Below are 16,431 nucleotides of genomic sequence, written 5' to 3' on the forward strand. Positions count from 1 at the left end.
GGCTTTACACTAACCTAAGGAATGAGTTCCTCATGATGGCAATGGCAATCGATTGGTCCGACTTCTTCGAACCCGTAATTCTTTCCGCGCAAATATCGGTTGTCGCGAGCGTGCTCGTGTTCGTTCTTGCCACGCTGCTCGCATGGCGAATGGCCAGACGACGTTTTATCGGGAAGAACGCGATCGACACGATTCTGCTGCTGCCGCTCGTGCTTCCTCCGACCGTAATCGGTTTCTTCTTGCTCGTTCTGTTAGGCAGAAGAAGTTGGATCGGACAAGCTTACGAATGGCTATTCGAAGGTCCGCTCGTCTTTACATGGATTTCGGCGATTATCGCGGCGACCGTCGTCGCCTTTCCGCTCGCTTACCGGACTTTCAGAGCCGGATTCGAGAGCATCGACGCCGAACTGGAGGATTCGGCGAGGGCGCTTGGCGCGACGGAATGGCAAGTGCTGCGATACATTTCTATCCCGCTTGCCTCCCGTTCGCTCACTTCGGGATATATTCTAGGCTTTTGCAGGGGGCTTGGAGAGTTCGGGGCTACCATCATGGTGGCAGGCAACATACCGGGGAGAACGCAGACGATTCCTACGGCTATCTATGTAGCGACCGACGGCGGAAACATGCGGATGGCTTGGGCTTGGGCGATCGCGATGATCGTATTATCTTTTCTCATGCTGTTATTATCGAACCATCTTACGAAAGACCGATAGCAATACGACAATCGCCCCTCGCCTATCTCGGATAGGCGAAGGGCGATTGTTATTCGCCTTGCTACTTGTACGTGACTTGATCGATAACCCAATCGCTATTCGGTTGTTTATGCAGCTCGAACCGAACGACTAAGCGTTTCTTGTCGCCTTTTACTTTAATCGTGATTTCGGCTTTGCCGTAACCGTTATCGATTTCGATATCCGCCCTCGGCAAATAGCTGAAGCGCATACGGCTTCCTACAATGCTTCGGATTTCGGCGTTCGATTTAATGTAGTTAAGGGCGGTCGTATATGCCCTGTCCTTCTTGAAGAGCTGAATCGCTCCGAGTACGACCGCGATCGAGAATACGACGATAATAGTATTAATAACGTAAATCGTGATTGTCACTCCTCATATCGAAATCCCGCTACTCGATCAGAACGTTATTGATCGCGACAATTTCCTTGCTTGCATTGAACCCTACCGTATCGTTTATTTTAATTCGGTCCCATAAGATCGCGGTAACCTCGATAAACTCGTGTATATCCGGACTGGAAATTTCGACGAGGAATTTGTCGCTCTTGATCGATTTGCTTACGACCGTGCTCGTGTACACGATCTGCTCGGCTTGCGAAGCTTGCGGCGATCGGGAAGTCCCGTACCGTTCGCCGTTGTCCGCGCATCCTGTTCCAACCGCAAGGAATATCCCGAATAGGAATACGATGCAAATACGCGTTACATTCACCGTGCTGCCCCTCTCGATTTGTACTGCAGGTCTTAACGATAACATATCTGCGTGAAAATGGCATGACCCTTTTGAACAGACAAGGCGAAAGCCGCTTCCACATTCTCCTCTCAAGCATATGATCTATGGCGATCACCTACGAATCAGAGAAAAGGAGCGGAGCGGGCCCATGAAGATCGACGTCGTCATTCCGGCCATCGACAAAGACTTAGGCACTCTCCCCTATTCGATCGACAGCGTAAGAAAATACGTTGCTCATCCCATCGGACGAATTTATATTGTAGCTCCCTCCAGCAACGCCATCCAAGCGCTCTGTAAGCGCAAAGGCTGCACGTTCGTCCATGAGAGCAACGTTCTCCCGTTACGCAAGCACCATATCCATTATCGGTCCAAGAGATGGGATAGATCCGGTTGGCTCTATCAGCAGCTGTTGAAGCTTGGCAGCAGTTCCATTACCGGGAGGCGCTATTTCCTCGTCCTTGACGCCGATACGGTGCTGATCAGACGTCATCGCTTTCGCGAGAACGGCAGACACGTCTTCTACTGCCGCGGCTGGAGTCAGCCGGAATATTTCGTTACTTACCGCAAGCTGTTGGGCAGGAAAGCGTCCAGACCCCGTTCCTTCGTGACCCACTATATGCTGTTCGACAAGACGAAGCTCAGCGCGCTTAAGCATACGATCGAAGCTAGACACGGCACGCGATGGTATCAAGCGATTCTGAGGAGCGTTAATCGGTCGAAGCAGTTCGGATTCTCCGAATACGAGACGTACGGAAATTACGTTTACTCGCTAAGCCCGGGATCCGTTCGTCTCAAGAGCGCGCTTAATCGTAGCTTATCCGGCAATCCTTCCCGCTTGTCGCGTGCCATGCGGCGCAAGCTGGTTCATAAGTTCCGATCGCTGTCGTTCCACAAACGAAAAGTTTACGTGCGGAGGGTTGGCAGATGAGGCGGTACGCGAGCAAGCATCTTACGAACAAATGGCTGAAAACGAAAGCGATCGCGCGGGACGCCAAAGTCCGCGGATGGGTGCCGGAAACGAGGTTGATGAACCTTTCCTCGCTCCGAGCCATGCTGCGCCGCTACGGCATGGTATACGTTAAACCGGTATCCGGAACGTACGGTAGAGGCGTCATGCGCGTCGAAGCCGGCATAGGGGCTTACACGTATCAGGTCGAACAGACCAAACGCAGCTTCGCGACGGTCGAGGATTTATACCGCTCCATAACGCGCCATAAACTTAAACGGTCCTACCTCGTCCAGAGGGGGATTCGCTTATTGAAATATAAGGGCCGCCGATTCGATATTCGCGTGATGGTCCAACGGAATTTACGGGGACGCTGGGAAACGACCGGCATCATCGGGAGAGTTGCCCATCCGAGGAAGATCGTCACTAACTATCATAGCGGCGGAAAGCCGACGGCTTTGCAAACGCTGCTGGCTCCGCTTTCGACCAAGACGGTTAGAGCGCGTATCGAACGTCGCATTGCTTCGGTCGGGTATAATGCCGCCGTCGCTCTTAACCGAGCCTATCCCACGGTTAACATGGTCGGAGCGGATATCGGTCTCGATACCTCGTTCCGTCCTTGGATCATCGAGCTTAACACGGCGCCGGACCCTTATTTATTCCGGTTCTTGAAGGACAAACGCATCCACCGCAAAGTGCTGCGATATGCCAGAGCCTTGGGGAGAATTCCGCCAACCGCTAAGTCAAGACGCCGCCGATAACCGACACGCCCCGCCTTCGGGCGGGTCTATTGCTTTGGCGATATTGGGGTATCCTATTGACATCTTATGGACGGAGGGACTCTCCCATGCCTTCTTCACGTACGAGTTGGACGAGCAATAGCATTCCGTTCGCTCGCAATCGACCGCTGCACAATATGATCTACCTGTTCATCGCTTACTTCGATCTGATGGCGATATCTCCGGTTCAGCGCTTGCAATGGTTCGCCGAAAGCACGCCGCTGCTGGCGATACTTATCGTGCTCGTTCTCACCTATAAGCGCAATCGTTTTTCCAACTCGTCCTATTTAATGATGTTAATCTTCTTCTCTCTTCATGTCGTTGCGGCTCACTATACTTACGAGGGAACTCCGTTCGAGCATTGGCTCAAACCGTTGTTCCATACGAAGCGAAGCAACTACGACCGCGTCGTTCACTTCTTCTTCGGCGTTCTCATCTCTTATCCGATTCGCGAACTGCTCGAGAACACGATGAAATTCCGACGCGTTTGGTCCTACGTGCTTCCGATTGTGTTCATTGCCGGGATTAGCGGGTTTTTCGAAATCGTCGAATGGTTGGCTGCGGCCATATACGGCAAAGGCGGCGAGGAGCGGTTCATCGGGATGCAAGGCGATATCTTCGATACGCAGAAGGACATGGCGGTCGCATTGGTCGGCGTGCTCGTCGCAACCGCAGCCTATTTTGTTTACAACAGTAACCAAAAGCAATCGTGTCAATATCCTATAGACGAATGACTATTCGACTGGAGGTATTCATATGGATCGCGGTTTTTTCCCTGGCGGCGGGTTCGGGCCCGGATTCGGAGGAGGTTTCGGACGGCCGTTCTTCCGGCCTTTCCCTTCCCCGTTTTTCCCGAATCGGTTTTTGTTCCCAACCTTCTTCTTTTCTCCGTTCTTTTTTCCTTTCTTCAGAGCGGAGCAAGGCGGAGGCGAAGCCTCCTTGTTCGCGCAGCACCAAGTGCAGCCTGGCGAGACGTTAGCTTCGATAGGCCATGCATACAACATGCCGCATGCGATTATTGAAGAAACTAACCCGCATTTGAATCCGCAGCAACTCAAGCCCGGCGAGACGGTTCATATCCCTCGCATTTCCAACATGATGTGCCATAAAACGTATGCCGAGATGCCCGCCAACGCGCAGCATGTTCAACCGATGGCGTAAACAACGCCGCAACGCCGCCGGAACCTATGGTTCTGGCGGCGTTGCGGCGTTGTTCAGCGGCTACACGACGGAATTTCTTCCGAGGAGTTTCCCTTGCTCGATATAATGTTCCGCGCGATCGACTTCCAAGGCGCTCGGTTCCATCGCTCCTTCAAGCGGGTATGGAATGCCAAGTTGCTGCCACTTGTAAGCTCCCATTCGGTGATAAGGCAATATTTCGATTTTATCGACGACGTTTAACCCTTCGACGAATCGGCCTAACGCCATCAGATCGCCAGCTCCATCCGTAAGACCGGGTACGAGCACATGCCGGATCCAAATCCGCTTTCTCCGTTTCGATAAGAGTTTGGCGAACGATAGGATCCGTTCGTTCGTCTGTCCGGTCAGCTTGCGGTGACCGTCCGCGCTCATGAGCTTCAGGTCGAGCAGGACAAGATCGGTAACTTCCAACAATTCGCTTACGCGGTTCTGATCGCAATATCCCGACGTGTCGAGCGCGGTATTCAGTCCCCATCGCGCTTTGCACGCCTTGAACAGTTCCGCCACGAACGACGCTTGCAGCGTAGGCTCTCCGCCTGTGACCGTGATCCCTCCGCCCGAGTTCTTATAATAATCGACGTACGGCTCGATCTCCTCCAGAATTTCCTCGACGCTTCTAAGCGTGCCTCCCGTTCGTTCCCACGAGTCGGGATTGTGGCAATATTGGCAACGAAGCGGACATCCCTGCATGAATAAGACGAAACGAATGCCTGGTCCGTCGACGGTTCCGAACGTGTCGAGAGAGTGAATCCTCCCCATGTGCATCGCGTTCATAGCGGTTTCCCCTCTCTCGTCGTTCGGTTAATCGTTACATGCTGCCATGGAACGTGCGGCTGATGACGTCCATCTGCTGCGCGCGGGTCAGCTTAATGAAGTTGACGGCGTAGCCGGATACGCGGATCGTCAGCTGCGGGTATTGTTCGGGATGCTCCATCGCGTCGAGCAACTGTTCGCGATTGAACACGTTCACGTTCAAGTGATGACCTCTCTTGGCGGCATAACCGTCGAGCAGCGATACGAGATTGCGTACTCTCGCGTCAGCTTCCCGGCCGAGCGCTTTCGGGATCAGCGAGAACGTGTTCGAGATGCCGTCCAGGCTGCTCTCGTACGGCAGCTTCGCTACCGAGTTCAGCGAGGCCAGTGCGCCTTTGCGGTCTCTTCCGTGCATCGGGTTGGCGCCGGGAGCGAACGGATCGCCTTGCTTGCGCCCGTCGGGCGTGCTGCCCGTCTTTTTGCCGTATACGACGTTAGATGTGATCGTCAGGACCGATTGGGTCGGGATCGCTCCGCGATAAGTGCGATGTTTTTTCAGCTTGTTCATGAACGTTTCCGTCAATTGCACGGCCAGTTCATCGACTCGATCGTCGTTGTTGCCGTATTGCGGATATTCTCCTTCGATCTCGAAGTCGACGGCAAGCCCTTTGTCGTTGCGAATCGGTTTGACTTTGGCGTATTTGATCGCGCTGAGCGAGTCGGCGACGACGGACAAGCCGGCGATTCCGCAAGCCATCGTGCGTATGATCTCCGTATCGTGCAGCGCCATCTCGATCCGTTCGTAACTATACTTGTCGTGCATGTAGTGAATGACGTTCAGCGTTTCCATGTACAGTTTGGCTAGCCACTCGAGCATCTCGTCGTACCGCTTCATCACTTCCTCGAAGTTCAGGACGTCTCCGCCGATCGGAGCGGATGCCGGGCCGACTTGGATGCCGAGCATTTCGTCCACTCCGCCGTTGATCGCGTACAGCAGCGCTTTGGCTAAGTTCGCCCGCGCTCCGAAGAACTGAAGCTGCTTGCCGATGCGCATCGCCGACACGCAGCAGGCGATCCCATAGTCGTCGCCGTAGATCGGACGCATCAGATCGTCGTTCTCGTATTGGATCGAGCTCGTATCGATCGACACTTTGGCGCAGAATTCCTTGAAGCCCTGCGGCAGCTCCGTCGACCATAATACCGTTAAGTTCGGTTCCGGCGCCGGTCCCAGATTGTACAGCGTGTGGAGGAAGCGGAACGAGTTGCGCGTTACCCTCGTCTTCCCGTCCAGCCCCATGCCGCCGATCGATTCCGTCACCCAAGTCGGGTCGCCGCTGAACAGCTCATTGTAGTCGGGCGTGCGCAGGAATTTGACGAGGCGGAGCTTCATGACGAGATGATCGACGAGCTCTTGCGCTTCGACTTCGGTTAGGCGATTCTCCTGAATATCGCGCTCGATATAGATGTCCAGGAAGCTGGATACGCGACCGAGGCTCATCGCCGCGCCGTTCTGCTCTTTAATGGCGGCTAAGTAAGCGAAGTACAGCCATTGCACCGCTTCCTTCGCCGTAGCGGCCGGTCCGGAAATATCGAAACCGTACGAAGCGGCCATCTGTTTCAGCTCGCCGAGGGCTCGGATTTGCTCCGACACTTCTTCCCGGGCACGAATGACGTCGTCCGTCAGCTTCTCTTGCTCCATTCGTTTCAAATCCGCTTGCTTGGCCGAGAGGAGACGATCGACGCCGTACAGCGCTACCCTGCGGTAGTCGCCGATGATGCGGCCGCGGCCGTAAGCATCCGGCAAGCCGGTGACGATCCCCGCTTTGCGGGCGAGCTTCATTTCCGTCGTATAGGCATCGAATACGCCTTGGTTATGGGTTTTGCGAATATCGGTGAACGTGCGGATGATTTCGTCGGGCAGCTTGTAACCGTAAGCCTCGCAAGCATCGATGACCATCCGGATGCCTCCGAAAGGCTGTACGGACCGTTTCAGCGGAGCGTCCGTCTGCAGGCCGACGATCTTCTCGAGCCACGGGTCGATATACCCCGGTTCGTGGGAGACGATCGTCGACACCGTGTTCGTATCGACGTCCAACACCCCGCCGTTGTCGCGTTCCTTCTTCATCAGCTCGAGAACGATATTCCATAGGCTCTTGGTCGCTGTCGTAGGAGGCGCGAGAAACTTTTCGTCTCCTTCGTACGGCGTCAGGTTAAGCGTCAGAAAATCGCCCACGTCGACGTCGTGAATCCAGCGGCCTGTGCGGAACCCCCGCCAGCCGTCCAATCGGTTCGACGGGGGTTCTCCTAGAACGTGCTTTTCCGAAATTGCCATGATGTGCTCCTCCTCGATGGAGATTTTTATTCGTTGGGCTCGAACGACTCGCCTTTGTTGACGGCTGCGTCGGTTAGGATGGATTAGAAGTTCCCGTAGAAAGCGTTGCGATAGACGTCGGCAAGCTCCGTGACGAGCGGCATCCTCGGGTTGGCCGTCGTGCATTGGTCTTCGAACGCGCGATCCGCCAGGTGGTCCACTCTCGCTTCGAAATCTTTGTCGTCGAAGCCGAGCTCTCGGAACGTCTCGGGTATGCCGATCGACCGGTTCAGCTTGCGAATCGCTTCGATCAGGCTGTTCACGCCCTCTTCGGTCGTCGCCGCCGGCAGTCCAAGCATTCTGGCGATTTCGGCGTACCTCTTGTCGGCTACGTAATGGTCGTATTTCGGAAAAGAAGCGAATTTCGTCGGCTTCTGCGCGTTGTACCGAATGACGTGCGGCATCAGGATCGCGTTCGTGCGTCCGTGCGCCGTATGATATTGACCGCCCCACTTGTGCGCCAAGCTGTGGTTGATGCCCAGGAAGGCGTTCGCGAACGCCATGCCGGCGATCGTCGATGCGTTGTGCATTTTCTCCCGGGCTAGCGGGTCCGCCGTCGCGAAGGAATTTTCCAAATGCTCGAACACGAGCTGGATCGCCTTGAGCGCGAGTCCGTCGGTGTAATCGTTCGCCATGACCGACACGTACGCTTCGATCGCATGCGTCAGGACGTCCATGCCGGTGTCGGCGACCGCCGTCTTCGGCAGACTGTACACGTACTCGGGATCGATAATGGCCACGTCGGGCGTCAGCTCGTAATCGGCGAGAGGATACTTGGTGTTGCCTTTCTCCTTGTCGGTAATGACGGCGAACGAGGTCACTTCCGAGCCGGTACCCGATGTCGTCGGAATCGCTACGAACTTCGCTTTCCGGCCGAGTCGCGGATATTTGTAGATCCGCTTGCGGATGTCCAGAAACTTCATCTTGAGCGAATCGAAGCTTGTATCCGGGTATTCGTAGAACACCCACATCGCTTTCGCGGCGTCCATCGGCGAGCCTCCGCCCAGCGCGATGATGCAGTCCGGCTTGAATTGCTCCATCAACCGCGTTCCGCGCCGTACCGTCTCGACCGAAGGATCGGGCTCGACATCGGAGAAGATTTCGATCGCTACCGGAAGCTTGCGTTTACGCAGATAGTACTCGACCTTCTCGACGTAACCGAGCTTCACCATGGCCGCGTCGGTGACGATCATAATACGGGTTATGTCCGGCATTTTCTCGAGATATTGCGTCGATCCGCGTTCGAAATACACTTTCGGCGGCACTTTGAACCATTGCATGTTCGTCGTCCGGTAAGCGACGCGTTTGACGTTGATCAGGTTGACCGCCGTCACGTTCGAAGTCGTGGAGTTGCTGCCGTAAGAGCCGCATCCGAGCGTAAGCGACGGCAAGTTCGTGTTGTAGATGTCGCCGATCGCCCCGTGCGTCGAAGGAGCGTTGACGATAATGCGTCCCGTCTGCAGCCTCTCCGAGAAGGCGGCGATGACGGCCTGATCGTTCGAGTGGATGACGGACGAGTGACCCATGCCGCCGAAGCCGACGACTTGCGCCGCTCGTTCGATGCCCTGCTCCGGGGACTTCACCTTGTAGCAGGCAAGCACGGGACTCAGCTTCTCGGCGGAGAGCGGATACTTCGCCCCAACCCCATCGAGCTCCGCGACCAGCACTTTCGTGCCGGCAGGTACCGTGATGCCCGCCATCTCCGCGATCCTGATCGCGGATTGCCCGACGATAACCGCGTTGACCGCGCATTTATCGGCGTTGATGACAAGCTTGGATACCGACTCGGTCTCTTCTTTGTTCAAGAAGCAACACCCCAGCTCGGACATGAGCTTCTTCGCGGTTTTGTAGATCGGCTCGTCGAGGATGACCGCTTGCTCCGAAGCGCATATCATCCCGTTATCGAACGTCTTGGACAGAATGAGATCGGTCACCGCCTGCTCCAGGTTCGCCGTGCGTTCAATGAAGCAGGGCACGTTGCCTGGACCGACGCCGAGCGCCGGTTTGCCGGTGCTGTACGCCGCTTTGACCATCGCCGAACCTCCTGTCGCGAGCACGAGCGCCACGTCCTTGTGGTTCATGAGCAGTTGCGTCGCTTCGACGGAAGGCTTCTCGATCCATTGGATGCAATGCTCGGGCGCTCCCGCCGCTACCGCGGCGTCGAGCAGCGTCTTGGCTGCCTCGGCGCTGGAGCGCTGCGCGGATGGGTGAAAGGCGAAGACGATCGGGTTCCGCGTCTTGGCTGCGATCAGCGCCTTGAACATGGTGGTGGAAGTCGGATTGGTAACCGGAGTGATACCTGCGATAACGCCGACCGGTTCCGCGACTTTGCGGTAGCTCTCGTACGGATTATCCTCGATAATGCCGACCGTTCTCTCGTTCTTGATGCTGTGGTAAATGTATTCCGTGGCGAAAATGTTCTTCGTGATCTTGTCCTCGTATACGCCCCTGCCGGTTTCTTCCACCGCCATCTTGGCGAGCGTCATATGCCGATCGAGCCCGGCGAGCGCCATCCGCTGCACGATCCGGTCGATTTGCTCCTGATCGAGCGCCATATAAGCCTCCTGCGCCCGCTTGGCTCTCTCGGCTAGCCGGTTCACTTCGTCCTGCGCCGTAAGGATCGTCTCCTGCGCTTTTTCTTTGATGGACATAGCCATCCACTCCCCATCCGGTTTATTGGTATAAATCCGTTAGTGCGTGAGGACTTTATTCTTAGGACCGCCGAACGTCTCGGCGTTATCGTCCTTCTCTTGACGATGGGTCAGCTTCGCCCAGCCTTTGCGCAGGAGCGGCAGCAAGTACGCGTCGAGTCCGAAGCGTCCGGCGTTCGCGCCGGCCGTGAAGACGATGAAGCCGAGGACGAGCAACCAAGGGTTCGTGCTTACGGTTCCGGCTAACAGGAACATGACGTTCAGCATCATTCCGAAGAAGGCGGCCGTAATCGTGAGTCCGCCGACGATGAGTCCGACGCCGATCAGGAATTCGCCGACCGGAATCAGGAAGTTGATCAGCTTCACGTTCGGCAAGGCGAAATGTTCGATGAAATACGTGTAGTTCGGGTAGATCACCTCTTGCGTCGCATGATCGGCGATCGGTTTGCCGACCGCGCCTTTCAGGAAGCCCGTGGCGTCGAATCCGCCGGTCATCTTATGCCATCCTGCGTCGAGCCATTGCCAACCGACGTAAATTCTGAGCAACGTAATCGCTGCGGCAACACCAATGTTTTCTCTGAACCATCTCATAAGCATGTGGGCCATCTCCTTATGGATTTTGTTTTTGGTATATGTCGTCTAACTTTGTGATTTAATTCACTTAATAGGCCGCGCTAAAAATCGTATCGGTTCGAGCGGTCTTCCAAGGATCGAATGATCTGATCCTCTTCCTCCAACCGGTTGACCAGAGCGGCGTAAGCGTAGAGCACGTAAGAGGCCAGCCGCGTCGCTTCACTGCGGGGATACGGCTGCTGGAGACGATCTGCCTGTACGACGAACAGATGCAGATATTTGCCGGCCAAACCGTATTCTTGCTCGATGGAGCGATGCAAGTCGGGCTCGAGGCCAAGATACCAGGAAGCGTATGGGAACAGCTCGAGTTTCTCCCAACGATCGTGTTCGTTCCACTCGGATTTGAGCGACTGTATCTCATCGTACAATTGCCGTATTTTATCGTTCAGGATCGCATCTTCGCTCTCGTGGCGAACGTCGCAGGCTAGACTGTAAAGGCGCTGAAGTCTTTGTCTTAACAGATCGTTCTCGTAAATCACTCTGGAAGCTCCCGTCTCCGCCATCAACTGGCGCATTTCGGGCGGCGGGATCATGTTGTCGGATAACGTGTGGTTCATCTTGCGTGTCCTCCTTCGCTTTTCTTGACTTCAGTGTACCAAGCTCCGCCGTTCAATAATGTGAATAAAATCACAATAGTTGTGAACAAAATGAAAACAAAGGCTGAACTGGGTCAGGCATTGTTCGTCGGTGAGCGACTGTTCGTTGGCGATGGATTGTACGGAATACAGTTATCTATACGGATCAATCCGATTAGCCGAGCTACCTGCACGAAGTACATGTATACATCTGGTTTGTAGCTGAAAACCCCCTTTAGACCCGTCCGGGATGTACTCCGTACATCTATTCAGTGATTTGGGTCGCTGATATTTTTAATAACAGTAGTCGGTGCAGTTAAACAATGATCAAATCGATCTATGCGTCCCCCATTACCATCGATTAGCCATCCGATCCTTCGCATACCTTCGCATACTAACCCAACAATCCATAACGTACTAACCAAACTATCCATCGCCGTACTAATCAACCATACTCAATGCTCATTCCACGAAATAATGAATCAACCGCTCGGCCGCGGTTTTCCCTTGCTGGACGCAATCGGGGATACCGACTCCTTCGTACCCTGCCCCGCATAGCCATATCCCCGGCTTTAGCAGCTTCAATCGTTCATTCAGCCTCGCCAATCGTTCCCGGTGTCCGACCGGATACTGCGGCATCGAGCGTAGACAACGCGAAATCTCGACGAACTCCGGCTCGGCCGTGATCCCCATCGTTTCCTTTAAATCCGCGCGCACGCCTTCGATCAGCTGCTTCTCGGATAACCGCAGCCAATCCTGGTCGTTCGACCGGCCGACATAAGTGCGCAACAGTACTTTTCCCTTCGGCGCCGCGTGCAGCCACTTCGAGGAAGTCCACGTGCAGGCGGTAATGAACCGACCTTCTTTGCGCGGCACGACGAAACCCGAACCGGCGTGCGAGCGACCGATTTCCTCTTGGTTATAAGCCAAAGCGATGTTGGCGACGGAAGCGTACGAGACTTGTTCCAGCGCCTCCGCTCCCGGCACGTCGGTCAACAAACGAGCAGCCTCGTAGGATGGCAACGCCATAATAAGGCCGTCCGCTTCAAGATCGGTTCCGTCGGTCAGCTTCAGTACATACCCCCCGCCGTCGTTCGTCAGCCGTTCGATGCCTTGGCCGGTAACGATCCGAACCCCGGGGAGCGATTGTTCCAACTTATCGACCAGCGTCGATAACCCTTGCTTGAACGTAAGAAACAGGCTCCTGCGCGCGATCTCCGGCAATCCGTCGAGCTTAGGCGTATCCTTCTTGGCGGCCAGCATGCCCAAGATGAGGCTGCGATGCTTCCGCTCGATCTGCTTAAATTGCGGGAACGTCGCGGCGAGGCTAAGCGATTGGGTGTCGCCCGCGTATATGCCCGCCAGAAGCGGCTCCGTAATATGCTCCAGCACTTCTTGCCCGAGCCTGCGCCGAATAAAGCCGCCTAATGATTCGTCTTCGTCGGCGCCCCTCCTAGGCAACAGCAGATCCATGGCCGCGCGAAGCTTGCCCAGCGGAGAGATCAACCCCGTCTTCATGAACGGGGTTACCGCCGTAGGGATACCCAGCACGAGCCCAAGAGGCATCGCGTGCAGCTTGCCCCGGTGAAGGATATAGTTCGTCTTCGCGTTCGGATTCGTCCCGGTTAATTGATCTTCTAGCCCAAGATCTTTAACCAGATTAATAATCGGCAGTTTACGCGCAAGGAACGAATCCGGCCCCTTCTCGATCACGAATCCGTCCCGGTGCAGCGTTCGAATTTTGCCGCCAAGCCGTTCGCTTTTCTCCACGATCGTAATGTCGACCGGAATCCGCGAATTCGCGCATTGCTTCGTTAAGTAAAATGCGGCGCTAAGCCCGGTAATCCCCCCGCCTGCGATAACGATCCGTATCCGCTTGTCCGCCGTCATCCGTTCACTCCGCTTGGCACGTACGCGCAATAAGGATCGCTCTCCAAGTAGTCGCCGGTCACTGCGTAGGCGCGTGCTCTCGAGCCGCCGCATATCGTCTTGAATTCGCATGCCCCGCACTTCCCCTTAAGCAACGATTTGTCGCGAAGCTCTTTCATAATCGGCGAATTCCGATAAATGTCCGTCAACGGTTGCTCTCTTACGTTGCCGCACTTAACGGGCAGAAATCCGCTGGGATAGACGTCCCCGATATGGCTGACGAACACGAAGCCGTCTCCGTCGTTGACGCCTTTGTGCGCCCGTCCGAGCATGTCGGCTCTCTTCGCGCTCTCCATCCCCGGCTGGATTGCCGTGCGTCCGCTCTCCTGCAAGAACACTCGGCGGTAATGCGGCGCTTCCGTCGCTTTGACGCCGTACGGCATCCGCCGCTGGACCTGGCACAGCCACTTCATCACTTCCTCGTGCTGCTGCGGCGAAATCATGTCCTTCTCCATTCCGCGCCCCGTCGGCACGAGGAAGAACAAGCTCCACAGCACCGCGCCCATATCCTTAACCTTCTCCGCGATCGCTTCCAGGTCTCGCAAGTTATATTGCGACACGGTCGTGTTCACTTGGATCGGAATACGCAGCTCTTTCAAATATTCGATCCCGCGCATCGTCAAATCGTAAGAGCCTTTCGTTCCCCGAAAATGGTCGTGTATTTCCGCGCGTGAACCGTCCAAGCTGAAAGCCCAACGGGACAACCCGACGTCCTTCGCCTTACGTACCGCGTCGCGCGTCACTTTAGGCGTAGCGCTCGGCGTCATGGACACCGGCAGCTTCTTCTCCTCGATCGCGTAGCGTGCAAGGTCGAACAAATCCGGACGCATTAACGGATCCCCGCCGGTAAAGACGAAGAGCGGGTTGTCCATCTCCGCGATGTTATCGATCAACTTCTTCCCTTCCTCGAACGACAATTGCCTCGGATCCGCCCGATATTGCGCTTCGGCCCGGCAATGCAAGCATTTCAAAGCGCAAGCGCGGGTCACTTCCCAGATGACGATGAACGGGTTTACGTTATAGTCTCGTTCTTGCTTCAAGATCGGCATGACGTCCCTCCTAATCCGCTAGCTGATCCAAGCGTAACGGAGTTTCCCGGTTCGCACTGTGAGGGCTGTCACAGTCGAAAGTGACGATTCGGTGTAAGGTGGATGGAGATCGAACATAAGGAGGACGACGGTATGATCGTTAAACTGGATGCGGATTTCATCCTGGATAGAATGGAATCGCTTTGCTCGGAGCTGCTGGAACAAAGCTCTTACAAGGCGCTTCGGCAATCGATATCGACTTTCGTGACGGATGAAGCGGCTATGAACCAGTACGAGCGGTTCTTGGAGCATAGCAACGCTCTGCAATCGAAGCAGGAGCGGAACATCGCGTTGTTGCCGGCCGAGGTCGAGTCGTTCGAGCAAGAGGAGCGTGCGTTATACGACAATGAAGCGATTCGCAAATTCCTATACGCGGAACGGGAATTCAGCCGCTTGCAAAACCTGATCAACCTGTATTTCGCGAAGACGCTCGAGCTTAACCGATTGCCTCTGCCCGGCGAACTAAAAGCCGGCGGATGCGGTTGCGGCGGCAGTTGCGGAAGCAGCCATTAAAGGAAAAGCGGTAATCCCGCGTCGGCTTACGGGATTACCGCTTTTTATCGCTATTCGATCAGCAAAGCCGACAGCGCCAGAAACTGAACCGAACCGACGATCTCGATGATACCCACTTTCATGGGCCGCATCGCCTTTCCCCCGTAGACGAAAGCGCGGACCGCCGAGAATACGAACGGCAGCGTCAGCCAAGGAAGCCCGATCGCCCAAGGCACGGCAAGCACAATCAAGTGATACGCTCGCGCATAAGTCGTCCAACGCTTATTCATGCGTTCGCGGAACACGGATTTGACGAAGAACGCGCTGCCCATGAAGTACAGAAAGCTTAGAAGAACGATCGCCGCCATCGTGCGGTCCCATCCTCCTCCGCCTAACAAGTAGGCAGCCGCTCCGCCAAAGGAGAAGATGAGGATGGCGCACATATCGTTGACGAGCGCCCGCTCCGCTTTGTGCTTCGTATGCCACACGTTCACAAGCAACAATAAACATAGCGGAATGCCGAAATAGAATAGTAAGGGAGTATCGATTAACGGCGGGATCAAACATACGAGCGCCGCGGCGCCGTACAGGCTCCCCCATTTGATCCAATAACTTTTGTTGGCGGATCTTTTGATCGACTGCAAGAAAGGGTACGATGAGAGATAGAGCAGCAGCCATGCCGCGAACATCGCGAGATGCATCCCTTGCGCCTCCGCCGCGAACATGCCTAGCAGGAACGGTACGCTGATCATCGCCCAGCCGCCGTGTTCGTGCGGGATGACGATTTTTCGTTGTTTCATGGATGTAGGCCCCCTTGGTAATCATGAATATCCATAATGGAGGTAATCGGTATGAATAAAGAACAAATCTCGACCTTCCTGAAGCAAGTTCCCCTCTTCCATGACCTACACCCGCAGGAGCTCGAGCGCGTGGAGGAGATTACGATCTCCCGTTTCTTTCCGAGAAAATCGACCGTCTTTACCGAAGGCAGCGAGAAGGAAGCGGTATATTTCATCAAAGACGGTCTGATCAAAACGTACAAAACGGACGAGAACGGCAACGAGCAGATCGTCTCTTTCCTCAAAAGCGGCGACATGTTTCCCCATACCGGCTTTTTCAATCCGAACCCCTATCCGGCCACTGCCGAAGCGATCGTCGATTCGAAGCTGCTCGCGATTCCGGTTCGCCTATTCGAAAACCTGATGCTGAGCACGCCTTCGATTGCGGTCAAGATGATGCGGGTGATGGGCGACAAGATCAGAGAGCTGCAGGAGAAGCTGCAGGTGCTGTCCGGTCAGGACGTCAAGCATCGGGTTCTGTCTTTTCTCCTCCAGCTAGCCGATCAACTCGGCGAATGGAACGGAAGCACGGTTACCATCAACCTGCCGATGACTCACCAAGAGTTCGCCAACTCGATCGGCACGACTCGGGAGACGATCAATCGTCTGCTGAATCAATTCAGCAAGGAAGATTTGCTCGAAGTCGACCGCAGCCGTATCGTCATCGTAGACCTAGAGGCATTGAAACTTCAACGAGACTTGAAATAGCCTTGCCG

At 55.2% G+C, this 16,431-nt stretch carries 17 protein-coding genes; 7 read left to right on the plus strand and 10 right to left on the minus strand.

The features are described from left to right. Positions 1–32: 32 nt before the first annotated feature. Positions 33–713 (plus strand): molybdate ABC transporter permease subunit, encoded by a 681-nt coding sequence (gene modB / locus COHPA_RS0102570; protein ID WP_027084631.1) that lies wholly within the window; start codon positions 33–35, stop codon positions 711–713. Between the two features lie 61 nt (positions 714–774). Here modB and COHPA_RS0102575 read toward each other — a convergent pair whose 3' ends face one another. Together COHPA_RS0102575 and COHPA_RS0102580 are read right to left on the minus strand one after the other, a co-directional pair. Next, entirely contained in the window at positions 775–1,101 is a 327-nt protein-coding gene (locus tag COHPA_RS0102575) for a cytochrome c oxidase assembly factor Coa1 family protein (protein WP_027084632.1), read from the minus strand. A gap of 19 nt (positions 1,102–1,120) precedes the next feature. Next, positions 1,121–1,438 (minus strand): hypothetical protein, encoded by a 318-nt coding sequence (locus tag COHPA_RS0102580; protein WP_027084633.1) that lies wholly within the window; start codon positions 1,436–1,438, stop codon positions 1,121–1,123. A 169-nt stretch (positions 1,439–1,607) separates the two neighbouring features. Here COHPA_RS0102580 and COHPA_RS0102585 point away from each other — a divergent pair, with 169 nt between their 5' ends. From COHPA_RS0102585 to COHPA_RS0102600, 4 genes are all read left to right on the plus strand, one after another. Beyond that, positions 1,608–2,387, plus strand: coding sequence for a DUF6492 family protein (locus tag COHPA_RS0102585; protein ID WP_027084634.1), 780 nt, complete (start codon positions 1,608–1,610; stop codon positions 2,385–2,387). Further along, positions 2,384–3,166 carry a YheC/YheD family protein gene (locus COHPA_RS0102590; protein WP_027084635.1) on the plus strand — a complete coding sequence of 261 codons (783 nt, stop codon included), beginning with the start codon at positions 2,384–2,386 and terminating at the stop codon, positions 3,164–3,166. The genes COHPA_RS0102585 and COHPA_RS0102590 overlap by 4 nt, the downstream gene beginning before the upstream one ends. Before the next feature lie 86 nt (positions 3,167–3,252). Then, positions 3,253–3,918, plus strand: a complete 666-nt coding sequence (locus tag COHPA_RS22865; RefSeq protein ID WP_027084636.1) for a DUF2238 domain-containing protein — start codon at positions 3,253–3,255, stop codon at positions 3,916–3,918. Between the two features lie 22 nt (positions 3,919–3,940). Further along, complete coding sequence (locus tag COHPA_RS0102600; RefSeq protein ID WP_027084637.1) at positions 3,941–4,345, plus strand: LysM peptidoglycan-binding domain-containing protein; 405 nt, start codon at positions 3,941–3,943, stop codon at positions 4,343–4,345. 60 nt (positions 4,346–4,405) lie between these two features. Here COHPA_RS0102600 and pflA read toward each other — a convergent pair whose 3' ends face one another. The 7 genes from pflA to COHPA_RS0102635 form a co-directional block, all read right to left on the minus strand. Beyond that, positions 4,406–5,149 carry a pyruvate formate-lyase-activating protein gene (pflA, locus tag COHPA_RS0102605; RefSeq protein ID WP_035119931.1) on the minus strand — a complete coding sequence of 248 codons (744 nt, stop codon included), beginning with the start codon at positions 5,147–5,149 and terminating at the stop codon, positions 4,406–4,408. 43 nt (positions 5,150–5,192) lie between these two features. Next, positions 5,193–7,469: a formate C-acetyltransferase gene (pflB, locus tag COHPA_RS0102610; protein ID WP_027084639.1), complete on the minus strand. Its 2,277-nt coding sequence runs from the start codon at positions 7,467–7,469 to the stop codon at positions 5,193–5,195. 83 nt (positions 7,470–7,552) lie between these two features. Next, positions 7,553–10,159, minus strand: a complete 2,607-nt coding sequence (gene adhE / locus COHPA_RS0102615) for a bifunctional acetaldehyde-CoA/alcohol dehydrogenase (protein WP_027084640.1) — start codon at positions 10,157–10,159, stop codon at positions 7,553–7,555. 39 nt (positions 10,160–10,198) lie between these two features. Continuing rightward, a complete protein-coding gene (locus COHPA_RS0102620; protein ID WP_027084641.1) occupies positions 10,199–10,756 on the minus strand; it encodes a DoxX family membrane protein in 558 nt (185 codons plus the stop codon). Positions 10,757–10,833: 77 nt separating this feature from the next. After that, positions 10,834–11,349, minus strand: coding sequence for a hypothetical protein (locus COHPA_RS0102625; RefSeq protein ID WP_027084642.1), 516 nt, complete (start codon positions 11,347–11,349; stop codon positions 10,834–10,836). 480 nt (positions 11,350–11,829) lie between these two features. Next, positions 11,830–13,257, minus strand: coding sequence for a protoporphyrinogen oxidase (gene hemY, locus COHPA_RS0102630; RefSeq protein ID WP_027084643.1), 1,428 nt, complete (start codon positions 13,255–13,257; stop codon positions 11,830–11,832). Continuing rightward, positions 13,254–14,345, minus strand: coding sequence for a TIGR04053 family radical SAM/SPASM domain-containing protein (locus COHPA_RS0102635; RefSeq protein ID WP_027084644.1), 1,092 nt, complete (start codon positions 14,343–14,345; stop codon positions 13,254–13,256). The genes hemY and COHPA_RS0102635 overlap by 4 nt, the downstream gene beginning before the upstream one ends. 132 nt (positions 14,346–14,477) lie before the next feature. On the opposite strand from COHPA_RS0102635, the gene COHPA_RS0102640 reads away from it, so the two are divergent. Continuing rightward, on the plus strand, positions 14,478–14,897 hold the full coding sequence (locus COHPA_RS0102640) for a YlbF/YmcA family competence regulator (protein ID WP_027084645.1): 420 nt from the start codon (positions 14,478–14,480) through the stop codon (positions 14,895–14,897). A 50-nt stretch (positions 14,898–14,947) separates the two neighbouring features. On the opposite strand, the gene COHPA_RS0102645 is transcribed toward COHPA_RS0102640, so the two are convergent. Further along, complete coding sequence (locus tag COHPA_RS0102645) at positions 14,948–15,676, minus strand: YwiC-like family protein (protein WP_027084646.1); 729 nt, start codon at positions 15,674–15,676, stop codon at positions 14,948–14,950. Between the two features lie 51 nt (positions 15,677–15,727). Between COHPA_RS0102645 and COHPA_RS0102650 the strand changes: the two genes are divergently transcribed. Then, complete coding sequence (locus COHPA_RS0102650) at positions 15,728–16,423, plus strand: Crp/Fnr family transcriptional regulator (RefSeq protein ID WP_027084647.1); 696 nt, start codon at positions 15,728–15,730, stop codon at positions 16,421–16,423. Positions 16,424–16,431 lie beyond the last annotated feature (8 nt).

Origin of the sequence: Cohnella panacarvi Gsoil 349, assembly GCF_000515335.1 — a bacterium.
Taxonomy (GTDB): Bacteria; Bacillota; Bacilli; order Paenibacillales; family Paenibacillaceae; genus Cohnella; species Cohnella panacarvi.